This window comes from Pseudofrankia saprophytica (assembly GCF_000235425.2).
In the GTDB taxonomy this organism is placed as follows: Bacteria; Actinomycetota; Actinomycetes; order Frankiales; family Frankiaceae; genus Pseudofrankia; species Pseudofrankia saprophytica.
The window spans coordinates 1,095,927-1,116,457 of sequence record NZ_KI912267.1 but is presented as its reverse complement, the minus strand read 5'-3'; the positions used below and the strand labels follow the sequence as shown (position 1 = coordinate 1,116,457).

The window sequence follows — 20,531 nt, the reverse complement described above, 5'->3', positions numbered from 1 at the left end:
CCCGCCGATGCCCGGCCCCGGCCCGCGATGAGCGAGCGGTAGCCGTGGTGCGCAGGATGCGACTGGATGGCGAGCTGGTCCGCCGCGGCCTCGCCCGCTCGCGGGAGCAGGCCACCGAGGCGATCGCCGCCGGGCGGGTGCTCGTCGCCGGGCGGGCCGCGACCAAGGCGGCGACCATCGTCGACGCGACCACCTCGATCGCCCTCACCGGCGGCGACGATCCGGGCTTCGCCTCGCGCGGCGCCCACAAGCTGCTGGGCGCCTTCGCCGCCTTCGGCGTCCCCCCGCTCGACGAGCCGGCCCGGAACCCGGCCGGCCGGCCGGACACGGCCGCGCCACCACCAGCCGGACCGGCGGTGGCGCCCGATCGGGACGAGACCGCACACGAGACCTCCGCGGCACCGGGCGGCCCAGGCGAGCCGACGGGGCCGGCGGGCCCGCGGAGGCCGGCCGCCGCCCCGGGCCCGGGCCCGGGGTCGGATCGACTGCCGGCGCTGCGCGTGGCCGGGCGGCGGGCGATGGACGTCGGCGCGTCTACCGGAGGGTTCACCGACGTGCTGCTGCGCGCCGGGGCGGCGTCGGTCGTCGCCGTGGACGTCGGCTACGGCCAGCTCGACTGGCGGCTGCGTACCGACCCGCGTGTCCAGGTGCTCGACCGGACCAACGCCCGGCACCTGACCGTCGAGACCATCGGCGCGCCGGTCGACCTGGTCGTCGGCGACCTGTCGTTCATCTCGCTGCGGCTGGTGCTGCCCGCGCTCGTCGCGTGCGCCGCGGGCGACGCCGACTTCGTCCTGCTCGTCAAGCCGCAGTTCGAGGTGGGCCGCGAGCGGCTCGGCGCCGGCGGGGTGGTCCGCGACGTCGCGCTGCACGCCGAGGCCGTCGAGGGGATCGCCCACGCGGCCGGCAGCCTTGGGCTCGGCGTGCGGGGGGTCGTCGCCAGCCCGCTGCCGGGGCCGGCCGGCAACGTCGAGTACCTGCTGTGGCTGACCGCGGGCGCGCCCGCGTTGGATCCGGCGGAGCTCGCCGAGGCGATCGCCGCCGGTCCGGCTGGCCAGGCCGCCAGGGCCGGGGCCGTGGTGGGCGGAGGGCCGTCGCGATGAGCAGGGAGATCCTCGTCCTCACCCACCCGCGACGCGACGGGATGGCCCGTCGCGCCCGCTGGGTGCTCGACCGACTCTCCGCCGCCGGGATCGCGCCCCGGATGCTCGCCGACGAGGCGGAGATCCTGGGCCTGACCGAGCCGAGCACGGTGCCCCGCGACGAGAGCGCGGCGGTCGGTGTCGAGCTCGTGCTCGTGCTCGGCGGCGACGGCACGCTGCTGCGCGGCGCCGAGCTCGCCCGGGAGGCCGACATCCCGCTGCTCGGCGTCAACCTCGGCCACGTCGGCTTCCTCGCGGAGGCTGAGCCCGACGCCCTCGAGACCACCGTCGACGCCGTCATCCGCAAGGACTACCGCGTCGACGAGCGGATGACGGTGGACGTCACCGTCCGCCACCGCGGCGAGGTCGTCTACTCCGGCTGGGCGCTCAACGAGATGTCCCTGGAGAAGGCCGAGCGGGCCAAGATGCTGGAGTGCGTGCTCGGCATCGACGGCCGGCCGCTGTCGCGCTGGGGCTGCGACGGGGTGATCTGTTCGACGCCGACCGGCTCCACCGCCTACGCGTTCTCGGTCGGCGGCCCGGTGATGTGGCCGGGCGTGGACGCGCTGCTGGTGGCCCCGATCAGTGCGCACGCGCTGTTCGCCCGGCCCTTGGTGCTCTCCCCGACGTCGACGGTGGCGATCGAGGTGCTGCCACCCGTGCCGGGAGTGATCTACTGCGACGGGCGCCGCTCGGTGGAGGTGGCGCCGCACTCCCGGGTCGAGGTCGTGCGGGGGCGCCGGCCGGTCCGGCTCGCGGTCGTGCACACCCGGCCGTTCACCGACCGGCTGGTGGCGAAGTTCCACCTGCCCGTCGAGGGCTGGCGCGGCCGAGCCGCCCGCGAGAATGGCTTCCTCGAGCCCGTCGACGACTTCACCCTCGACGACTGACACTTTTCCCGTAGCGCCCTTCGTGCCGATTCGCCGACTGATGCCCTAGAGTTCGGGGCGTGTTCGAGGAGATTCGGCTGCGTGGCCTCGGGGTCATCGACGACGCCGTCCTCGACCTCGCGCCGGGCCTCACGGTGGTCACCGGCGAGACCGGCGCCGGCAAGACGATGATCGTCCAGGGCCTTGGGCTGCTCACCGGCGGCCGGGCCGACTACGGCCTGATCCGGCCGGGCTATGACCGGGCCTTCGTCGAGGGTCGCCTGACCATCCCGCTGGACTCGTCCACGGCCGCGCGCGTGCGCGACGCGGGCGGCGAGCTGGACGAGGGCGGTGTCCTCGTCATCGGCCGGACGCTGATCGCCGACGGCCGTTCCCGCGTCCAGGTCGGCGGTCGGTCCGCCCCGGCGAGCCTGCTCGCGGACCTCGCCGAGGATCTCGTCGCGGTGCATGGCCAGTCCGAGGCGCAGCGGCTGCTCAAGACCTCCGCCCAGCGCGCCGCGCTCGACCGGTTCGCCGGCGAGGCGGTCGCGAAACCGCTCGCCCGCTATGGCGAGCGGTACACGCGCCTGGCCGCCGTGCGCGCGAAGCTCGCCGACATCACCGAGCGCTCGCGCGAGCGGGCCGCCGAGGCCGAGTCACTGCGCTCCCGGCTCGCCGACGTCGAGCGGGTCGCCCCGGCTCCCGGCGAGGACGCGGCGCTGGACGCCGAGCTGCGCCGCCTGGAGCACGCCGAGGCGCTTGTCCGCGCCGCCGAGACCGCACACTCGGCGCTCGTCGCCGACCCGGCCGCCGGCGACGGCTCGCCTGGCGCGGTCGACCTGGTCTCCGCGGCTCGTCGGGCCGTCACCGCCGAATCCGACCTCGACCCGGAGCTCGCCGAGCTCGGCGGCCGGATCCGCGAGGCCGCGGTGCTGCTCGCCGACGTCGCCGCCGACCTCGCCTCCTACGCCGCCGGCATCGACGCCGACCCGGCGCGCCTCGCCACCGCGCAGGAGCGCCGCGCCGACCTCGCCGCCCTCACCCGCGCGCACGGCACCGACGTCGACGGCGTGCTGGCCTGGGCCGAGCAGGCCGGCCGCCGGCTGCTGGAGCTCGACGGCGGCGCCGACTCGGCCGAGGCGCTCACCGCCGAGCGCGACGCCCTGCTCGACGAGCTCGCCGACCTCGCCGGCCAGGCGTCGGCCGCCCGTTCCCGAGCCGCGCACGAGTTCGGCGAGAAGGTCGCCGCCGAGCTCGCGGGCCTCGCCATGCCGCGTGCCCGCGTCGTGGCGGTCGTCTCCCAGCGCGACGACCCGAACGGGCTGCCGATGTTCGGCCGGAAGATCGCCTTCGGTCCCGGCGGCGTAGACGATGTCGAGCTGCGCCTGGTTCCGCATCCCGGCGCGCCCGCCCGGCCGGTGCACAAGGGCGCGTCGGGCGGTGAGCTGTCGCGGGTGATGCTCGCGATCGAGGTCGTGCTCGCGGCGGACGACGCCGGGGTGACGATGGTGTTCGACGAGGTGGACGCCGGCGTCGGCGGGCGGGCGGCGGTCGAGATCGGCCGTCGGCTCGCGAAACTCGCCCGGACCAACCAGGTCATCTGCATCACCCACCTGCCGCAGGTCGCCGCGTTCGCCGACCGGCACCTGGTGGTCAGCAAGTCGTCCGACGGCTCGGTGACCCGCAGCGGCGTCGCCGCCCTCGACGACGCCGGCCGGGTCCGCGAGCTGTCCCGCATGCTCGCCGGCCAGGAGGACTCGACCCTGGCCCGCGGCCACGCCGAGGAGCTCCTAGCCGCCGCCGCCGCGGACAAAGCCACCCCCTGAGACCTCCACCCCGATCACCACCCCACAAGCGCAGCGAAGTGGCCCCACGGACAGGCCCGCCCCGGGTTGGTGACGTACAGCGGCAGGCGACCGTACGGGCGCGAAGGCGCACCTCGCGGAGGCCCGACCCACGAGCGCAGCGAAGTGGGCCGGGCCGCAGCGAGGTCGCCGGAGCGCGCCGCCCGCACGGAGCGAACCAGCAACAACCTTCCCGTCCGACCCGGGGCTTGTAGGTCCCGCCGGTTGTGTGCCGCCCGGACGGAGCGAACCAGAAGCAAGCCCACGGTGTGGGAGGAACCGGGCGGGTGAGCTGGCGTGTTACCGTGAAGTCCCGTGGACCGGCCTGGAAATGCCGGCTGGACATGGTCCATAACGGTCACCGCAAAAGGGACCCAGGACCCCAACCACGGGAGCGTGCGTGGCGCAGGTACGCAGCAGCAAACACATCTTCGTCACCGGTGGGGTGGCGTCCAGCCTGGGCAAGGGGTTGACGGCCTCCAGCCTTGGGCGGCTGCTCAAGGCCCGGGGTCTGCGGGTGACCATGCAGAAGCTGGACCCGTACCTCAATGTCGACCCCGGCACGATGGACCCGTTCCAGCACGGTGAGGTCTTCGTCACCGACGACGGGGCCGAGACCGACCTGGACGTCGGTCACTACGAGCGTTTCCTCGACGTCGACCTCGACGGCAGCGCCAACGTCACGACCGGGCAGGTGTACTCGGCCGTCATCGCCCGCGAGCGGCGCGGCGACTACCTGGGCCAGACCGTGCAGGTCGTCCCGCACATCACCGACGAGATCAAGGACCGGATCCGCCGGCTCGCGACGCCGGACGTCGACGTCGTCATCACCGAGGTCGGCGGCACGGTCGGCGACATCGAGTCGCTGCCGTACCTGGAGGCGATCCGCCAGGTACGCCACGAGGTCGGCCGGGACAACGCGCTGACCGTCCACGTCAGCCTGGTGCCTTATCTGGCCCCGTCGGGCGAGCTGAAGACGAAGCCGACGCAGCACTCCGTCGCCGCGCTGCGCAGCATCGGCCTGCAGCCGGACGCGCTGGTCTGCCGGTCCGACCGGCCGCTGCCGGAGTCGCTGAAGCGGAAGATCGCGCTGATGTGCGACGTCGACGACGAGGCCGTCGTGGGGGCGCCGGACGCGTCGTCGATCTACATGATCCCGAAGGTGCTGCACCAGGAGGGCCTGGACGCGTACGTCGTGCGCCGGCTCGGCCTGTCGTTCCGGGACGTCGACTGGACCGAGTGGGACACCCTGCTGCGCCGGGTGAACCAGCCCACCCACCGGATCACGGTCGCGATGGTCGGCAAGTACATCGACCTGCCGGACGCCTACCTGTCGGTCACCGAGGCGCTGCGCGCGGGCGGGTTCGCGGTGGACGCCGGGGTCGACGTCCGCTGGGTCGCCTCCGACGAGTGCTCGTCACCGGAGGTCACCGCCGCGCTGCTCGACGGCATCGACGGGATGATCATTCCGGGCGGGTTCGGTGTCCGCGGCATCGAAGGGAAGATCAACGCGCTGCGGCACGCCCGCGAGCACGGCATCCCGGCGCTGGGGATCTGCCTGGGCCTGCAGTGCATGGTGATCGAGGCGGCTCGCGGCCTCGCCGGCCTGGACGGGGCGAACTCCACCGAGTTCGATGCCGCCACGCCGTACCCCGTGATCTCCACCATGGCCGACCAGCGCGACGTCGTCGCCGGCAAGCGCGACATGGGCGGCACGATGCGGCTCGGTCTCTACCCGTGCAAGCTCGCGCCCGGCACCATCGCGCGCCGGGAGTACGGCGTCGCCGAGGTCCCCGAGCGGCACCGTCACCGGTACGAGGTCAACAACGACTACCGGGACCGGCTGGACGCCGCCGGGCTGGTGTTCTCCGGCACCTCACCGGACGGCCGGCTGGTCGAGGTCGTCGAGCTGCGCCCCGACGTGCACCCGTTCTACGTCGGTACCCAGGCGCATCCCGAGTTCCGCTCCCGGCCGACCAGGGCGCACCCGCTGTTCCGCGGGCTCGCCTCGGCCGCCGTCGCCTACGCCGACCGCCGCCGTGGCGTGCTGCCGGTGGACCTCGCCGCCAGGCCGGACGCCCCCGCCGCGGCTCCCGCTCCCGCCGGCCCCGGCGGCCGTGGCGACGGCGCCGCGCTGGTGACCTCGTGACCCGGCCGCCCCGGACGGGCGCCGCGGGCCCCGCGGGAGACCCGGCGCAGGGCACGACGCACGAGACGGGCGCCGCCGGTACGGGCGCGCACCGCTACGAGGTCGTCGAGAGCGGTACCGCCTATCAGGGGCGGATCATCGCGATCCGCCGCGACCTGGTGCGGATGCCCGACGGCGACGTCTCCCAGCGGGACGTCGTGGTCCACCCGGGCGCCGTCGGCGTCGTCGCGCTCGACGACGCCGAGCGGGTCGTGATGGTCCGCCAGTACCGGCACCCGGTGCGCGGCCCGCTGTGGGAGCTGCCCGCCGGGATTCTCGACCTGCCCGGCGAGCCCGCCTCGGCCGCCGCGGCGCGGGAGCTCGCCGAGGAGGCGGCGCTGCGGGCCGGGCAGTGGGCGGTGCTCGCCGACGTCTGGTCGTCGCCGGGCATGACCGACGAGGCCTACCGGGTGTTCCTCGCCAGGGGCCTGTCGGAGATCCCCGCCGCCGAGCGGTACGCCGGCGTGCACGAGGAGGCCGAGATGTCGGTCGCCCGGGTGCCGCTGGACGAGGCGGTGACCAGGGTGCTCGAGGGCGACATCACCAACGCGATGGCCGTCGTCGGGATCCTCGCGGCCGCGCGGGCCCGCGACATCGGCTTCGCCGCGCTGCGCTCGCCCGACGCCTCCTGGCCCGCCCGCCCCGGAAACCAGGGGTAAGTCGCCCGTATGCGCCTCACCTCGCGTTGGTGACATCGAGCGGCACGCAACCGTGCGGGCTCGGAGGCGCGCCTGCGCGGAGGCCCGGCCCACGAGCGAAGCGAAGTGGGTTGGGCCGCAGCGGAGGTCGCCGTAGCGCCCGTGAGCGGAGGAGGACGCGGCGCGGAGGTCCCTTCCCGCCGCGAAGCAAGGGAAGGGGCCGGAGCGCCGCGCCCGGACGGAGCGAACCAGAGACTCAGTCGTTGCCGGTGAGGACGCCCGCGGCCTCCTCGACGGTCACTGGAGCTGTGGCCGTCAGCGTCACCGCGTCCAGGGGGAACGCCTGCGCCACGCCTGGGACGGTGAACGTGCCGTCCCAGGTGACCGTCAGCGTGATCTGGTAGGTGCCGGGGCGGCGGTACTCGTGCGTGACGTAGGCGTCCGGATGGTCACGGGGCGAGATCGCCGAGTCGTAGGGCCGGCCCGGCGCGTTCGGCCCGGTCCCGCCGTCGCCGAAGTCCCAGTGGTAGGTCGGTACCGCGCTGATCGTCGCGATGACCGGCTGGTCGACGTTGAAGGTGAACGCCGGCGGGACGGGGGTGTAGACGATCGTCGCGAGCCCGGCGATGCTGTGCCCGCTCGGCTGGACGGTCAGGCGCGGCTTCGGCAGCAGCTGTTCGCGCAGGTAGTCGGCGAGCTGGGCGCGCACGGTGGCGAGCGGGATGCCGTTCGGGTCGGCGAGCCAGGTCTGGCAGTTCGCGACCGCCTGGTTGTAGTCCGTCAGCTCCTGCGCGGTCATGTCCGGGCTCGGGCCGACGGCGAGCAGCAGGTCACAGACCGCCGCTGGGTCGGGTGGGCAGGTCGCCCCGCAACCGGCGCGGCCCTGCCCCGCGCCCCCGATGGGGACCGGGATGAGCTGGCCGCCGCGGTAGCGGTACTGGTAGCCGCCGTCGGTCGCCCGGGTGTCACAGCTGGCCCACACCACGTCGCCGCACGGGACCGTCACCGATGGTGGCGTGGGTGTGCCCTGCGCGCCGCCCGCGGTGACCAGCCAGCCCGTCGCCAGCCAGCAGACCACCAGGGAGGCCGTCACCAGCAGGTGACGGCCGGTCCGCCCGCTGGCGGGCCGGCGGCGTGGCCGAGGCGGTCGCCCCGAGCGCGTCATGGCTACCTCCGCGTGTAGCGGATCGTCTGGATGAGCCAGCCGGCACCGGTCAGGGCGAGCTCGGCGGTGCCGGCCCGCGCTGGCACGCCGGCCGCCGCGTCGACCCGGCGGCCCGCCGGGTCCAGCAGCCCGACGGTCCTCGCCGTGGCGGTGAACGTCACCGTGATCACGACGCCCTGCCGTGGCTGGGCACCGACCTCGGTGATCTCGTAGGGGTCGGCGTCCGTGCGCAGGCCGCGCTGCTGGAAGCCGCGGGTGACGCCGACGTCGAGGGCGCAAGCCTGGCAGCCGGGCAGCGCCGTCCCGGCCACGTCGGCGACCCGGCCGGCCCGGCTGGCGCTGTTGATCTCCGCGAAGTACGCGGTGACGACGCCGGCGGCGGCCGACGGTGAGTCGTTCGCCGGCCTGGCCGAGCCGCCGCCGGGTGCGGAGGTCGCGGGTTGGCCAGGTGCGCTGGCCGAGCCCGCCGCCTGGGCGGAACCCGAGGCGGCCGGCTCGCCTCTGGCCGGCGCCGCGGCGCCGGCCGGTTCGTCGTGGGAGCCGCAGCCGACCAACGCGAGCGCGAGGCCCAGGGTGAGGCCGGTCACCACGCGGGGCGCCGGGTTCCGGGAGGGCCCGCGACCCGCGGCCGGCGTGTCGGCTGGTGTGTCGGCTGACGTGTCAGCCGGCGCGAGGGCCGATCGGCGTACGGCGATCATGATTGAGCCGCCTTGTCGGGCGACCACGTGCCCCGCCGACCGGGCATGGCGGGCAGCGGGAGCCCTCGTGGGCAGGGGCGAAGATCCGTCGCTCTGGGAAGACGCCTCGGCCGGCCGGGAGGTTGTGCGCGTCGCGCCGCGCGCCATGGAAATTCGGACGTGTGCCGCGTAACGTGACGTTACGAATGCTGTCCGCACAAGCCGTCAGAATAACGCCGGGGGAGCGCTGCGCGGACTCCGCTTGTCAAGAACTGTCGGTGGTAGGTCCTACTATTCGGGTTGATGATGAAGGCCCAGGTCCGCGACTCCCGCACGGCCGACTCCGCCGTGGCCGGTCTCCACGCGGTCGGCTTCCACATGGTCGGTCTCAGCGCGGTTGGCCTCGGCGCCGTCGGTCGGCCGTGGACGTGACCTACCCGGCGGATCCGGGTGAGCTGGCCGCCCGCTACCTCCACCACCTGGCGGGAGAGCGCGGCCTCGCCCGCAACTCCGTGCTCGCCTACCGGCGGGACCTTCGTCGTTACCACGAGTACCTGACCGCCCGCGGTGTGTGCTCACTGACCGATGTCGACGAGGCGACGCTGGGCGCGTTCGCCGCGGCACTACGCACCGGGGACGACGAGCATCCGCCGCTGGCCGCGGCGTCGGTCGCCCGGATGCTCGTCGCCGTCCGTTCGCTGCACCGGTTCGCGGCGCGCGAGGGCGACGTCGCCGAGGATGTCTCGCAGCCGATCCGCCCGCCCGCCCCGCCACGGCGGCTGCCGAAGGCGCTCACCGTCGACCAGGTGCTGGCCGTGCTCGCCGCGGCGGCCGGCGGCGTCATCACCCCCGACGGCGACCGCCAGGAGGCCCCAGGGGAGTCCGCCCAGGCGCGCGCGGCCGGCGCCGGCGACGGGCCGGACGATGTGATCGCCATCGGCGACGGCGGCGATCCCGCGGAGACGGTGCGGCGGCTGCGCTCGACGGCGCTGCTGGAGCTGCTGTACGGGACCGGGGCGCGGATCTCGGAGGCCGTCGGTCTCGACGTCGACGACCTCGACCTGGATCCGGTGGCCGCCGCGGTGCGGCTGCACGGCAAGGGTGGCCGGGACAGGGTGGTGCCGCTTGGCCGGTGCGCGGTCGCGGCGCTGTCGGCGTACCTCGTCCGCGGCCGGCCCGCGCTGGTGACGCCGGCGTCCGGCGCGGCGGTGTTCCTGTCCCGGCGCGGCGGACGGCTGTCCCGGCAGAGCGCGTGGTCGGCGCTGCGGGCGGCGGCCGTGACCGCGGGGATCGAGGGGGTTTCGCCGCACGTGCTGCGGCACTCGTTCGCGACGCACCTGCTCGACGGCGGCGCGGACGTCCGGGTCGTGCAGGAGCTGCTCGGCCACGCCTCGGTGCGTACGACGCAGATCTACACGCTGGTGACGGTGGACCGGCTGCGGGAGGTGTACGCGGCGGCGCACCCGCGGGCGCTGGACGACCGTGGCCCGCGCCGTGACGCGGCCTCGACCGCCGCGGCGGGCACGCAGCCAGCGCTGCCGCCCCAGCCCGATCTCCACCGCCTCGGGGCCAGCCCGGGCCAGCTGGTCTGAGCCGCTGGCCCGAGCCACCTGGCAGTAGCCCGGTAGCCGACCGGGCGGGAAGCCCGGGTGGCGAAGCCTCGCGTGGGCTGGAAGCCCGAGGAGAGCGTCAGGACGGGGAGTACGGGCCGAGACTCGGCATGCCGTTGGCGGACTGCGGCGTAGGAACGACGCCACCCACCCCCGGCGGGCCACTGCGCTCGGCCAAGGTCTCGCCGACCTTGCGCGCGATCGCCTCCATCAGGCGTAGCGCCTGCGGAAGCGACAGGTTGAGGACCACTTCGCTGTCGTTTGTCATCGCGAAGCGAACCGACACGTCCGCCATTGCCCGACCTCTCCCGCCTGATTCCGAAGATCCGGATGGTGCATATGAACCCGAACGGTACGGCCCATCTTCACCCGCCGCACGCGGGGGGTTGGGCGCGATCCGCGGCACGCTACGTAGCGTCATCTCTCCGCTGCCGACAGTCGCCCTTCCTGGCTGGATCGCTTCGCGCTCCCGCCGAGTCCCCTGGGGTGGCGGCGGAAACGTGATCGTCACTGACTGTCACTCCTTTGTGTGAGGCTGTTCGGCCGGCGAGGTCCGCGAAACCCGCCGGACATGCGCGAAAGAATGCCGTTTAACGGCGTAGCTGTTGTGTTGATCCTGCTATGTTCCCTCATCGGACTTTGCCACCGGCAGCCGGGTCTCCGCGTCCGTCGGTTGGCCGGTCGAGGCCGCCGCGCGCGCCGTGGTCGGTGGCCCGGGCTGCGCCGAACGGATGCGCGACGACGCGCCAGGTAACGGAGCGCTGACGTCCGCGGCCTGGGCTGCTCGCTGAGCGTCGGTGGCACAGTCCACATTGGCTGGCCAGCGGGCTTGGGGCACGTGCGCGCCGGTTCGGGCACGATGGGTTCGTGAGCTCTTCCGAAGACGTGCAGGACGTCTCTTCGCTGTCCATCGGCATCCTTGGCGGTTCCGGGCCGCAGGGTGGCGGTCTGGCCATCCGGTTCGCCGCGGCCGGGCACAAGGTGGTCATCGGCTCGCGGTCCGCCGAGCGGGGCGAGGAGGCGGCAGCCAAACTGTCCGCGCCTGGCCGGACGATCGAGGGCACCGACAACGCCGGCACCGCCGAGCAGACGGACATCGTGATCGTCGCGGTGCCCTGGGAGGGCCACGGCGACCTGCTCGCGAGCCTGCGCAAGGAGCTCGCCGGCAAGATCGTGATCGACTGTGTGAACCCGCTCGGTTTCGACAAGGGCGGTGCCTACCCGCTGCCGGTCACCGAGGGCAGCGCCGCGCAGCAGGCCGCGGCACTGCTGCCCGACAGCACCGTCGTCGCGGCCTTCCACCACGTCTCCGCGGTGCTGCTGGCCGACGAGTCGATCGCCGAGGTCGACACCGACATCCTCGTGCTCGGCGACGACCGCACCGCCACCGACGTGGTCCAGGCGCTCGCCGAGCGGATCCCCGGCATGCGCGGCATCTATGCCGGCAAGCTGCGCAACGCGGGCCAGGTCGAGGCGTTCACCGCGAACCTCATCTCCATGAACCGCCGGTACAAGGCCCACGCCGGCATCCGCATCACCGACGTACCGCACCTCTAGCCGGCCCCGCCGTCGGTCCTGGCTCAAGGTGGCGTGATGACATTCGCGGGCGAGACGGTGCTGGACGACGTGGGCCTGACGGTGGCGGTGCCGGCGGCGGTCGAGCGGGTCGTTTCGCTGGTGCCGAGCCTCACCGAGTCGATCGCCGCGAGCGCCCCCGGGCTGCTGGTGGGCGCGACGAACTGGTGCTCGCACCCGGGCGATCTCGACGTCGCCCGGGTGCGTGGCACCAAGAACCCGGACCTCGACGCGATCGTCGGGCTCGCGCCCGACCTGGTCGTCGCCAACGCCGAGGAGAACCGCGAGCCGGACCTGGCCGCGCTGCGCGCCGCCGGGCTCGCCGTGTGGGTGACGGCCCCTACGACCGTCCCCGCGGCCCTGGACAGCCTCGACCGGCTCCTGCGGCTCGGCTGTGGGCTCGCGCGGCCCTCCTGGCTGGCGGAAGCCGTGGCGGTCTGGCGGGAGCCGCGGCGCGCGGCGGCCGACTGGCCTCGGCGACGGGCGGTCATCCCTATCTGGCGCCGGCCCTGGATGGCCGTCGGCCGCGACACCTTCACCGGCGACGTCCTCGCCAGGCTCGGTGTCGACAACGTCCTGGCGGACCACGCCGAGCGCTACCCGCGCATCACCATCGCCGACCTTCCGCCGCACGACCTGGTCGTGCTTCCCGACGAGCCGTACGCCTTCAGCCCCGAGGACGGCCCGGAGTCCTTCGACGCCCCCGCCGCGTGCGTCTCGGGCCGTCACCTCACCTGGTACGGCCCCTCCCTGGCGGAGGCGCCGTCCGTGCTGCGCGGCCAACTCGACGCTGCCCGCTGAGGGCGGGTCCCGCGGCTACGGCCGCGGGACCCGCCCAGGCGGTGCCCGCTATCAGTCGTAGGAGTACTCGACGGTTGGGTAGTGGCCGTCGCGGACGTCGTCGACGTAGGTGTGGACGGCGTCGAGCAGCGACGAGCGCAGGTCGGCGAAGCGGCGCACGAAGCGCGGCGCCCGCCCGGCCGACAGGCCGGCCATGTCCTGCCAGACCAGCACCTGGGCGTCGCAGTCGGAACCGGCGCCGATGCCCACGGTCGGGATCGTCAGCGCCTTGCTGATCCGGGCGGCGACGTCGGAGGGCACGACCTCCAGCACGATGGCGAAGGCCCCGGCCGCCTCGAGCGCCAGCGCGTCGGCCAGCAGCGCGGCGCCGGCGTCCTCGCGGCCCTGCACCCGGTAGCCGCCGAGCGTGTTGATGCTCTGCGGGGTCAGGCCCAGGTGGCCCATCACGGGCACCCCGGCGGACACCAGCAGCTCGACCTGGGGTGCGACGCGGGCGCCCCCCTCCAGCTTGACCGCCTGCGCGCCACCGTCCTTGAGGAACCGCACGGCCGTCTCCAGCGCCTGCGCCGGGCTGGCCTGGTACGAGCCGAACGGCAGGTCAGCGATGACCATCGCGTGCGGCGCGCCGCGGACGACCGCGCGCACCAGCGGGAGCAGCTCGTCCACGCTGACCGGCACGGTCGTGTCGTAGCCGTAGACGACGTTCGCCGCCGAGTCGCCGACCAGCAGGACCGGCACCTCGGCCTCGTCGAAGACCGACGCGGTGGTGTAGTCGTAGGCGGTGAGCATCGCCCACTTCTCGCCGCGGTCCTTGTGGGCCGCGAGGTCGCGCACCGTCGTGCGCCGGCGCGGGCGGGCCTGGGGCCGCTGCTCGGCCGTCTGGCGGGCGGCCTCGGCCGGTGCCTGGGCGGTGGTCGGCGCGCCGTAGAGGGTCGCCGCCTCGTCTGGCGTGGCCGGGGCGCCCGAGCGGGCGAGCGTCGTGCGCGGGGCCGAGGGAGAAGCGGGGCGACAGTGAGTAGCGGAGTTGCTCATGGAGACTCCTCTGCGTCCGTCCGGGCGCGTCGCGCGTCCCGGCGTCGCTGACATGCTGCCACTGCTGACCGGTCCGCCGAAAGTGGTGCGTGGATCACACGCCCGCCCGGCCCCGCTTGCCAGCTGGGCATGCACCTGTCGCTGACCTGCGCATATGGCCATCGCGTTGCTGAGTCAACCGAATGCGCCTCATGCGGCCTCGCCGTACCCTCCGATCTTGAAAGAATGGGGAGTGTCGGGGTGTGGGACGATCGCACAGCGTGGTCGTCGGGCCACGACGCGGCCAGCGAGGGTGGTTCACCGTGTCTGCCAACACGAGAGCGCTCTCCTGGGCGGCTTTCCGAGGGCTCGCCACATCTGCCGGGGGGCGCTCTTCCTCGGCGGCGAGGGCCGCTTCGCCGGGGTGCGGTGAACGGTTGGCTGGGGCGGCCGGCGAGTGAGGGAGACCGGTGAGAGCGACATCCAGCGGGCGAGGGCGCGCGGGCTGGCTCGGCGCGGTGCCCGCGAGTCCAGCACGGGGGGGCGGCCGGTGACGACCGCCGAGGTGGGTCGGCCAGGGCCACGCGGGCGGCCGGACCGCCCGCCCTCCGGCGTCCGCCCACCGGGCCGCCCGCGCGACGCGCGCGCCGACGGGGCGATCATCGAGGCGACCCTGCAGACACTGGCGACGGCCGGGTTCACGGGGCTGTCGATGGAGGCCGTCGCCGCGCGGGCCAAGGTGGGCAAGGCAACCCTGTACCGGCGCTGGTCGACGAAGAACACCCTGGTGGCCGACGCGCTGGCGACGCTGGTGGAGACGGCCGAACCGGTCGACACCGGGTCGCTGCGTGACGACCTGGTCGCCTGGCTCAACACCGTGCGCCGGCACAACCTGCAGACGCTGGCCGGCCGGATCATGCCGCGGCTGCTGGCCGAGCGGGAGGCGCACCCGGAACTGTTCGAGACCTACCGCCAGCAGGTGATGGAGCCGTTCCGCCAACAGGCCGCGAAGGTGCTGGCCAGGGGGGTCGCCGCTGGCGAGCTACCGGCGGACCTCGACATCGACCTGATCACCGACATGCTGGTCGGCCCGGTCGCCTATCGGCAGTACACCAGCGGCTACAACGAGGTGAGCGGCACCCGGATCGCCCAGGTCGTCGACACCCTGCTCGGGGGCATCCTCACCCGCCCGCGGGTCAGGCCCGCCCCCGCCGATGAGGCCGACGAGGCCTGCGGCGCCGACGGCGATGCGCCCGAGATCCCCGGCGCGGGCGCGGTGGCCGTGGCGGGCGCGGGGGAGACCTCGGACGGTGCCGCCCGGGCCGGGAGCCGCCGCGCCGAGGCGGAGAGCACCTCCGTCTGAGCGGCCCGCCGCCGGCACGGCCGCCGACGGACGGCGTGCGGTATCACCCTGTGTAGTCATGTCGGCGATGGGTGGCGCGCCGGCCGGAGTAGCATCGGCGACCGGGGCGAAACTGCCGTGACAGGCACCCGCGACAGCCGCGACACTCTGGCGCGGCGGGTGTCGCGGCGCCCCTCCCCAGAACGGCCAACCCACGCCGACCCGGGCAAGGGCCCCGGGCGCCAGACCAGGAGAAACCGGTGTCCGACCTCCGTGTGACCGTCCAGCATGCCGAGCAGCGGGATGATCGGGTGGTCGCCACGGGGACGGCGGCGGCGGACCTGTTCGCGGCCGATCGGTCTGTGATCGCCGCGCGGGTCGGCGGCAGGCAGCGTGACCTTGCCTACGTCCTGGCTGACGGCGACGTCGTCGAGCCGATCACCGTCGGCTCACCGGACGGCCGGGCAATCGTGCGGCACTCGACCGCGCATGTCGTCGCCCAGGCGGTGCAGGACCTGTTCCCGAAGGCGAAGCTCGGGATCGGCCCGCCCATCCAGAACGGCTTCTACTACGACTTCGACGTCGAGAAGCCGTTCTCCGCCGAGGATCTCAAGGCGATCGAGAAGCGTGCCCGCGAGATCGTCAAGGCCGGCCAGAAGTTCTCCCGCCGGGTCGTCACCGACGACGAGGCGCGCGCCGAGCTCGCCGACGAGCCCTACAAGCTGGAGCTCATCGGGCTGAAGTCCGGTGCCGGTGACGGGGCCGACGCCTCCGATGCCTCGGTCGAGGTGGGCGAGGGCGAGCTCACCATCTACGACAACCTGGACGCCAAGTCCGGCGAGCTGTGCTGGAAGGACCTCTGCCGCGGCCCGCACGTGCCGACCACCCGGCACATCCCGGCTTTCGCGGTCCAGCGGTCCGCCGCGGCCTACTGGCGGGGCAGCGAGAAGAACCCGCAGCTGCAGCGCATCTACGGCACCGCCTGGGAGTCGAAGGAGGCGCTGGCCGAGCACCAGCACATGCTGGCCGAGGCGGAGAAGCGCGACCACCGGCGCCTGGGCGCCGAGCTGGACCTGTTCTCCTTCCCGACCGAGCTGGGCCCCGGTCTCGCGGTCTTCCACCCCAAGGGCGGCGCGATCCGCACCGTGATGGAGGACTACTCGCGCCGCCGGCACATCGAGGCTGGGTACGAGTTCGTCAACACACCGCACATCACCAAGTCGACCCTGTACGAGATCTCCGGTCACCTCGACTGGTTCGCCGACGGTATGTACCCGCCCATGTCGCTCGACGGCGGCACGGACTACTACCTCAAGCCGATGAACTGCCCCATGCACATCCTGATCTTCAAGTCGCGGGGGCGGTCGTACCGAGAGCTGCCGCTGCGGCTGTTCGAGTTCGGCACCGTCTACCGATACGAGAAGTCCGGGGTGGTGCACGGTCTCACCCGGGTGCGCGGGCTGACCCAGGACGACGCGCACCTGTTCTGCGCCCGCGACCAGCTGCCGGACGAGCTCGACAACACCCTGAAGTTCGTGCTCGGCCTGCTGCGCGACTACGGCCTCACCGACTTCTACCTGGAGCTGTCGACCCGCCCCGAGGGCAAGGCGATCGGCACCGACGAGGAGTGGGAGGACGCCACCCAGCTGCTGCGCGAGGCCGCCGAGAAGCAGGGCCTCGAGCTGGTCATGGACCCGGGCGGCGGCGCCTTCTACGGCCCGAAGATCTCCGTCCAGGCCAAGGACGCGATCGGGCGGACCTGGCAGCTGTCGACCATCCAGGTCGACTTCCAGATGCCGCAGCGGTTCGAGATGGAGTACCAGGCCGCGGACGGCACCCGCCAGCGTCCCTTCATGATCCACCGGGCGCTGTTCGGCACCATCGAACGGTTCTTCGCGATCCTGCTGGAGCACTACGCCGGCGCGATGCCACCGTGGCTCGCCCCGGTCCAGGCCGTCGGCATCCCCATCACCGACGACCACGTCCCCTACCTGAAGGACATCGCCGCGAAGCTGTCGGCGAAGGGGATCCGGGTCGACGTCGACGCGTCCGACAACCGGATGCAGAAGAAGATCCGCGACGCGCAGAAGCAGAAGGTCCCGTACATGCTCATCGCGGGCGACGACGACGTCGCCAAGGGGGCGGTCTCCTTCCGCTACCGCGACGGCACCCAGCGCAATGGCGTCCCGGTCGACGAGGCCATCGCCGAGATCGTCGACGCCGTGGACCGCCGCATCCAGATCTGACCGCCTCCGGCACTCCGATGCCGCCGCTTCCAGTTTTGGGGGCGGCGGCATCTTTTTTTCGATTCCTTTCCGTCGAGCGCTCGACGAGCGCTCGAAATGGCACTCTCGGCCAATGGAAAAGCGTCGATCGCTCGAATAGCGCTAATCCGTGAACTCAGGAATTTGTGTCATACCGCGATGGCAAAAGTTGCTTGCCTGGGCGCGAAATGTGGATACCGTGAAACGCGATCTGACCCCTCGCTGAAGGAGGCGCTGATGGCAGTGCTGGAACAGGTGAGGCTGATGACGTTGTGGGACGTCGCGGCTACCATGGAGGCCATGGAGGCCATGGCGGGTGAGGCGCGACGGTACTCGATCATGCTTCCGTCCGACGTTGCCGAGGCGGCCCGGGAGCACGGCGGCTCGGGTGGGCTGTCCGCCTTCGTACTGGCCGCCGTGCAGCGGCAGCTGGAGCGCATCCAGCTCCAGGAGCTGGTTGAGGCCGCCGAGGCCGAGCATGGCCCAATCACCGATGAGGAGATGCGGGACGTTCGCGAAACGCTGGCGCGCGCGCGAGTCGAGCAGGGCACCGCTAACCGGAGCGCCAGGTGAGCCCGCGGCCGGATGAGGTGTCCGGAACCGTCGTGCTGGACTGCGAGGGACTGAGTCGGGCGGTGCGTCGCGATCGTTCTCTGACGCGGTGGCTCAACTTCGCGGTGGAGTCGAACCAGCGGGTTGTGACCAGTTCGGTGGCGCTGACTGCCTCGGACCTTCTGCGTGACGCCGGTCTGCACGGGCACAAGCACGGCATTGACGCGGTTTTGGCCGCTGTCGCGTCTGCCTGCCCACCGCCGGTGACCATCCTGACTTCCGATCCCGAAGACCTGCAGGCGTTGTGTGGAGGACAGGTGACGGTCGTCAAGCTATGAAAAGGCGACCCCTAGGATGTCCGAGATGAACCCAGTGTGGCTGACCGCTTTTCTGGACTTTCCCGCTGAGCGGTTCGAGCGGGGCGTCGCGTTTTGGCAAGCAGTGACGGCGACGACACTGTCGCCGTCACGGGGCCAGACCGGCGAGTTCGCGACGCTGGTGCCAGGGGATGGAGACGCGTTCCTGCGAGTGCAGCGGGTGGGGGACGGGCCGGCGCGGGTGCATCTCGACGTGCATCGCGCGGGCCAGGATTTCGAGATCCGCCGGTCTCCGGGTGGGTTCGTGTTCTGCGAGGTCCACAAGGGCGAGTCCGTCCGGCCGAAGCCGGTGACCTGGCCCGGCGGGCATACGTCGCTCGTCGACCAGATCTCGCTGGACATCCCGGCCGGCCGGTTCGACGAGGAGTGCGCGTTCTGGGCCGGGCAGACCGGCTGGGAGCTGCGTGACGGCAGCAGGCCCGAGTTCCGCGTGCTGGTCCGCCCCGCCGGGATGCCGCTGCGGATCCTGCTCCAGCGTGTCGACGAGCCGGACGGGCCGGTGCGCGCCCACCTGGACCTCGCGACGACCGACCGCGCCGCCGAGACCGGCCGCCACGTCGCCCTCGGCGCGACGGTCGTTGGGCACGGCCCCCGCTGGACGGTCCTGCGCGACCCGGTCGGCCTGCCCTACTGCGTCACCGACCGAGACCCGGAAACCGGGCTGCTGCCCTGAGGGCGTCGCCTTCTGTACAAGGTTTTCCAGCGTGAAGTCCGGTCCCGTTAGGATCACCGCATCATGGTCCGGCTTGGGACGAACCTTCTCATCTCCCCGTACTGCGACGTGATCGACTTCGTCTCCCTTGGCGTAAGCGGCTGAGCCGGGGTGACCGAGGCCCAAGGCGACGCGGCCGGAGACGGCGACGACCACCGCGCGAGCGACCGGCCCGGCGAGGGAGAGATCCCGCCCGACCGGCGTGGGTCCGACCGCGGCGACAGGATCGCCACGGTCGTGGTCGCGGTGTGGATCGTGGTGGCTGTCGTCCTGGTCCTGATCGGCCTGTTCAGATACTCCGCCGCCGAGGACGACGTCCGGGATGCCGCCGACGCGGCGGCCCGCGCGGCCGCCGAGACCACCACTCGGAGCGAGGCGACGGCGGCGGCCGAGTCCACGGCCCGCCGGCTCCTCGCAGACAGCGACTGCGATGACGGCACGGCCACCGTCAGCACCGTCATCTACCCGCCTCAGAGCGACTTCGCGGCCGGACGCGGCTATGAGCCGCGCGACCTCGGCGAACTGGGCCTGCTGGTCGTCACCGTGAGCTGCGAACAGGACGGAAACATGGTCCTCGCCGAAGGCGAGGCACCTAGCCACTAGCGACACCGTGCAACTAGAGAAACCGTGCCCCTGAGGACGCCGTGCCCGTGGGACGCCGTGGTGCCGTTGCCTCTCCCGGCCCGTGACCGGACGCCGCTCCGCCGACCTCGGCCAGGCCGACTGGCTCACTGTTCGACGGGCGTCGCTGTTACCCCACTTTTCGGACCAGTACGCGATAACCCTGATGTCTGGCGTCGGGCGGGGTGCCAACATCGGGAGGACTGTGCACAGACGGCCACTCTCGATGGGCCGTACTGCCGAATTCGGCAAGGGTGGCGATGTGATGCTCATTGATCGAGACTCGGTGGCGGCGGCGTTGCCGGCCATCGAGGTGGGCGGGCGGCTGGGGTCCGGTGCGTTCGGGTTGGTGCTGTCGGGGCGGCATCGGCGGCTGAACCGGGATGTGGCTGTCAAGGTGCTTGCCGCGGCGCCGGAGGACCGTTCGCGTTTCGAGGCGGAGGCGCAGCTGCTGGCGGGGCTTGACCATCCGCACATCGTGCGGGTCTATGACTACGTCGAGGCAGACGATCTGTGCCTGATCGTGATGGAGATGCTGGCCGGCGGGACGCTGACCCGGCGGGCGCGTGGGATCGGGCCGGAGGCGGCGTGCGCCGTCGGCCTGGGGGTGGCGTCGGCGCTGGGATACGCGCACGGACGCGGTGTGCTGCACCGGGACATCAAGCTGGACAACGTCATGTTCGACGCGGCCAGCACGGTGAAGGTCACTGACTTCGGCATCGCGAAGATCTTCCACGGCTCGGCGACGACGGCGACCGGGCAGCTTGGCACGCCGATGTACATGGCGCCCGAACAGATCCTCGGCGGCCGGATCGGCCCGGCGACCGACATCTACGCCCTCGGCGTGCTGCTCTACCGGCTCCTCGTCGGCCCCCCGCCGTTCGACCCGGGCCTGCCGCTGCAGGCACTGTGGCGTCAGGTGCTCGACGCGCCGCCGCCCACGCCGGTCGGCGTGCCGGGCCCGGTCGCGGCCGTCCTCCTGCGCGCCCTGGCGAAGGAGCCGGCCGATCGGCAGCCGTCCGGGGTCGCGTTCGCGCTCGACCTCGCCGCCGCGGCGGCCGCGTCCTATGGCTCAGGCTGGCTCACCCGCGGCGGGGTGCCGCTGCTGGTCAGCGACGAGATCCGCGACGCCGCCACCGGGCC

At 73.0% G+C, this 20,531-nt stretch carries 19 protein-coding genes; 15 read left to right on the top strand and 4 right to left on the bottom strand.

Features of this window, described 5'->3' with window-relative positions:
• Positions 1-44: 44 nt before the first annotated feature.
• The 5 genes from FRCN3DRAFT_RS48495 to FRCN3DRAFT_RS0239180 all read left to right on the top strand — a co-directional run bounded on the left by FRCN3DRAFT_RS48495 (position 45) and on the right by FRCN3DRAFT_RS0239180 (position 6,702).
• A complete protein-coding gene (locus FRCN3DRAFT_RS48495) occupies positions 45-1,103 on the top strand; it encodes a TlyA family RNA methyltransferase (RefSeq protein ID WP_007518931.1) in 1,059 nt (352 codons plus the stop codon).
• The gene (locus FRCN3DRAFT_RS0239195) at positions 1,100-2,032 is read left to right on the top strand and encodes an NAD kinase (protein ID WP_007518932.1); all 933 of its coding nucleotides are present in this window, start codon (positions 1,100-1,102) and stop codon (positions 2,030-2,032) included. Before FRCN3DRAFT_RS48495 ends, FRCN3DRAFT_RS0239195 begins: the two co-directional genes overlap by 4 nt.
• A gap of 59 nt (positions 2,033-2,091) precedes the next feature.
• Complete coding sequence (recN, locus tag FRCN3DRAFT_RS0239190) at positions 2,092-3,837, top strand: DNA repair protein RecN (RefSeq protein WP_007518933.1); 1,746 nt, start codon at positions 2,092-2,094, stop codon at positions 3,835-3,837.
• Positions 3,838-4,255: 418 nt separating this feature from the next.
• Positions 4,256-6,004 (top strand): CTP synthase, encoded by a 1,749-nt coding sequence (locus FRCN3DRAFT_RS0239185; RefSeq protein WP_007518934.1) that lies wholly within the window; start codon positions 4,256-4,258, stop codon positions 6,002-6,004.
• Positions 6,001-6,702 carry an NUDIX hydrolase gene (locus tag FRCN3DRAFT_RS0239180; RefSeq protein WP_007518935.1) on the top strand — a complete coding sequence of 234 codons (702 nt, stop codon included), beginning with the start codon at positions 6,001-6,003 and terminating at the stop codon, positions 6,700-6,702. Before FRCN3DRAFT_RS0239185 ends, FRCN3DRAFT_RS0239180 begins: the two co-directional genes overlap by 4 nt.
• A 235-nt stretch (positions 6,703-6,937) precedes the next feature.
• On the opposite strand, the gene FRCN3DRAFT_RS0239175 is transcribed toward FRCN3DRAFT_RS0239180, so the two are convergent.
• Both FRCN3DRAFT_RS0239175 and FRCN3DRAFT_RS0239170 read right to left on the bottom strand, forming a co-directional pair.
• Complete coding sequence (locus tag FRCN3DRAFT_RS0239175; protein ID WP_007518936.1) at positions 6,938-7,846, bottom strand: PKD domain-containing protein; 909 nt, start codon at positions 7,844-7,846, stop codon at positions 6,938-6,940.
• Positions 7,847-7,848: 2 nt separating this feature from the next.
• Positions 7,849-8,544: a hypothetical protein gene (locus tag FRCN3DRAFT_RS0239170; protein ID WP_007518937.1), complete on the bottom strand. Its 696-nt coding sequence runs from the start codon at positions 8,542-8,544 to the stop codon at positions 7,849-7,851.
• Positions 8,545-8,945: 401 nt separating this feature from the next.
• On the opposite strand from FRCN3DRAFT_RS0239170, the gene FRCN3DRAFT_RS0239160 reads away from it, so the two are divergent.
• Positions 8,946-10,115, top strand: a complete 1,170-nt coding sequence (locus FRCN3DRAFT_RS0239160; RefSeq protein ID WP_007518938.1) for a tyrosine recombinase — start codon at positions 8,946-8,948, stop codon at positions 10,113-10,115.
• A gap of 97 nt (positions 10,116-10,212) precedes the next feature.
• Here the strand turns inward: FRCN3DRAFT_RS0239160 and FRCN3DRAFT_RS0239155 are convergent, their stop codons facing one another.
• Positions 10,213-10,428 (bottom strand): hypothetical protein, encoded by a 216-nt coding sequence (locus FRCN3DRAFT_RS0239155; RefSeq protein WP_007518939.1) that lies wholly within the window; start codon positions 10,426-10,428, stop codon positions 10,213-10,215.
• Between the two features lie 572 nt (positions 10,429-11,000).
• Between FRCN3DRAFT_RS0239155 and npdG the strand changes: the two genes are divergently transcribed.
• Both npdG and FRCN3DRAFT_RS0239145 read left to right on the top strand, forming a co-directional pair.
• Positions 11,001-11,690 carry an NADPH-dependent F420 reductase gene (npdG, locus tag FRCN3DRAFT_RS0239150; protein ID WP_051467471.1) on the top strand — a complete coding sequence of 230 codons (690 nt, stop codon included), beginning with the start codon at positions 11,001-11,003 and terminating at the stop codon, positions 11,688-11,690.
• A 36-nt stretch (positions 11,691-11,726) separates the two neighbouring features.
• Positions 11,727-12,509 (top strand): helical backbone metal receptor, encoded by a 783-nt coding sequence (locus FRCN3DRAFT_RS0239145; RefSeq protein WP_007518943.1) that lies wholly within the window; start codon positions 11,727-11,729, stop codon positions 12,507-12,509.
• Between the two features lie 51 nt (positions 12,510-12,560).
• On the opposite strand, the gene panB is transcribed toward FRCN3DRAFT_RS0239145, so the two are convergent.
• Complete coding sequence (gene panB / locus FRCN3DRAFT_RS0239140; protein ID WP_007518944.1) at positions 12,561-13,541, bottom strand: 3-methyl-2-oxobutanoate hydroxymethyltransferase; 981 nt, start codon at positions 13,539-13,541, stop codon at positions 12,561-12,563.
• 529 nt (positions 13,542-14,070) lie between these two features.
• Here panB and FRCN3DRAFT_RS48490 point away from each other — a divergent pair.
• The 7 genes from FRCN3DRAFT_RS48490 to FRCN3DRAFT_RS48485 form a co-directional block, all read left to right on the top strand.
• Positions 14,071-14,883 carry a TetR/AcrR family transcriptional regulator gene (locus tag FRCN3DRAFT_RS48490; protein WP_007518946.1) on the top strand — a complete coding sequence of 271 codons (813 nt, stop codon included), beginning with the start codon at positions 14,071-14,073 and terminating at the stop codon, positions 14,881-14,883.
• Between the two features lie 239 nt (positions 14,884-15,122).
• The gene (thrS, locus tag FRCN3DRAFT_RS0239130) at positions 15,123-17,108 is read left to right on the top strand and encodes a threonine--tRNA ligase (RefSeq protein WP_007518948.1); all 1,986 of its coding nucleotides are present in this window, start codon (positions 15,123-15,125) and stop codon (positions 17,106-17,108) included.
• Between the two features lie 255 nt (positions 17,109-17,363).
• Positions 17,364-17,699, top strand: coding sequence for a hypothetical protein (locus FRCN3DRAFT_RS0239125; protein ID WP_007518949.1), 336 nt, complete (start codon positions 17,364-17,366; stop codon positions 17,697-17,699).
• Positions 17,696-18,016, top strand: coding sequence for a hypothetical protein (locus FRCN3DRAFT_RS52345; RefSeq protein ID WP_007518950.1), 321 nt, complete (start codon positions 17,696-17,698; stop codon positions 18,014-18,016). The genes FRCN3DRAFT_RS0239125 and FRCN3DRAFT_RS52345 overlap by 4 nt, the downstream gene beginning before the upstream one ends.
• Positions 18,017-18,041: 25 nt before the next feature.
• A complete protein-coding gene (locus tag FRCN3DRAFT_RS0239120; protein WP_007518951.1) occupies positions 18,042-18,728 on the top strand; it encodes a VOC family protein in 687 nt (228 codons plus the stop codon).
• Positions 18,729-18,878: 150 nt separating this feature from the next.
• Positions 18,879-19,370: a hypothetical protein gene (locus tag FRCN3DRAFT_RS0239110; protein ID WP_007518953.1), complete on the top strand. Its 492-nt coding sequence runs from the start codon at positions 18,879-18,881 to the stop codon at positions 19,368-19,370.
• A gap of 283 nt (positions 19,371-19,653) precedes the next feature.
• On the top strand, positions 19,654-20,531 hold an 878-nt coding region (locus FRCN3DRAFT_RS48485), incomplete at its 3' end, for a serine/threonine-protein kinase (RefSeq protein ID WP_157845341.1).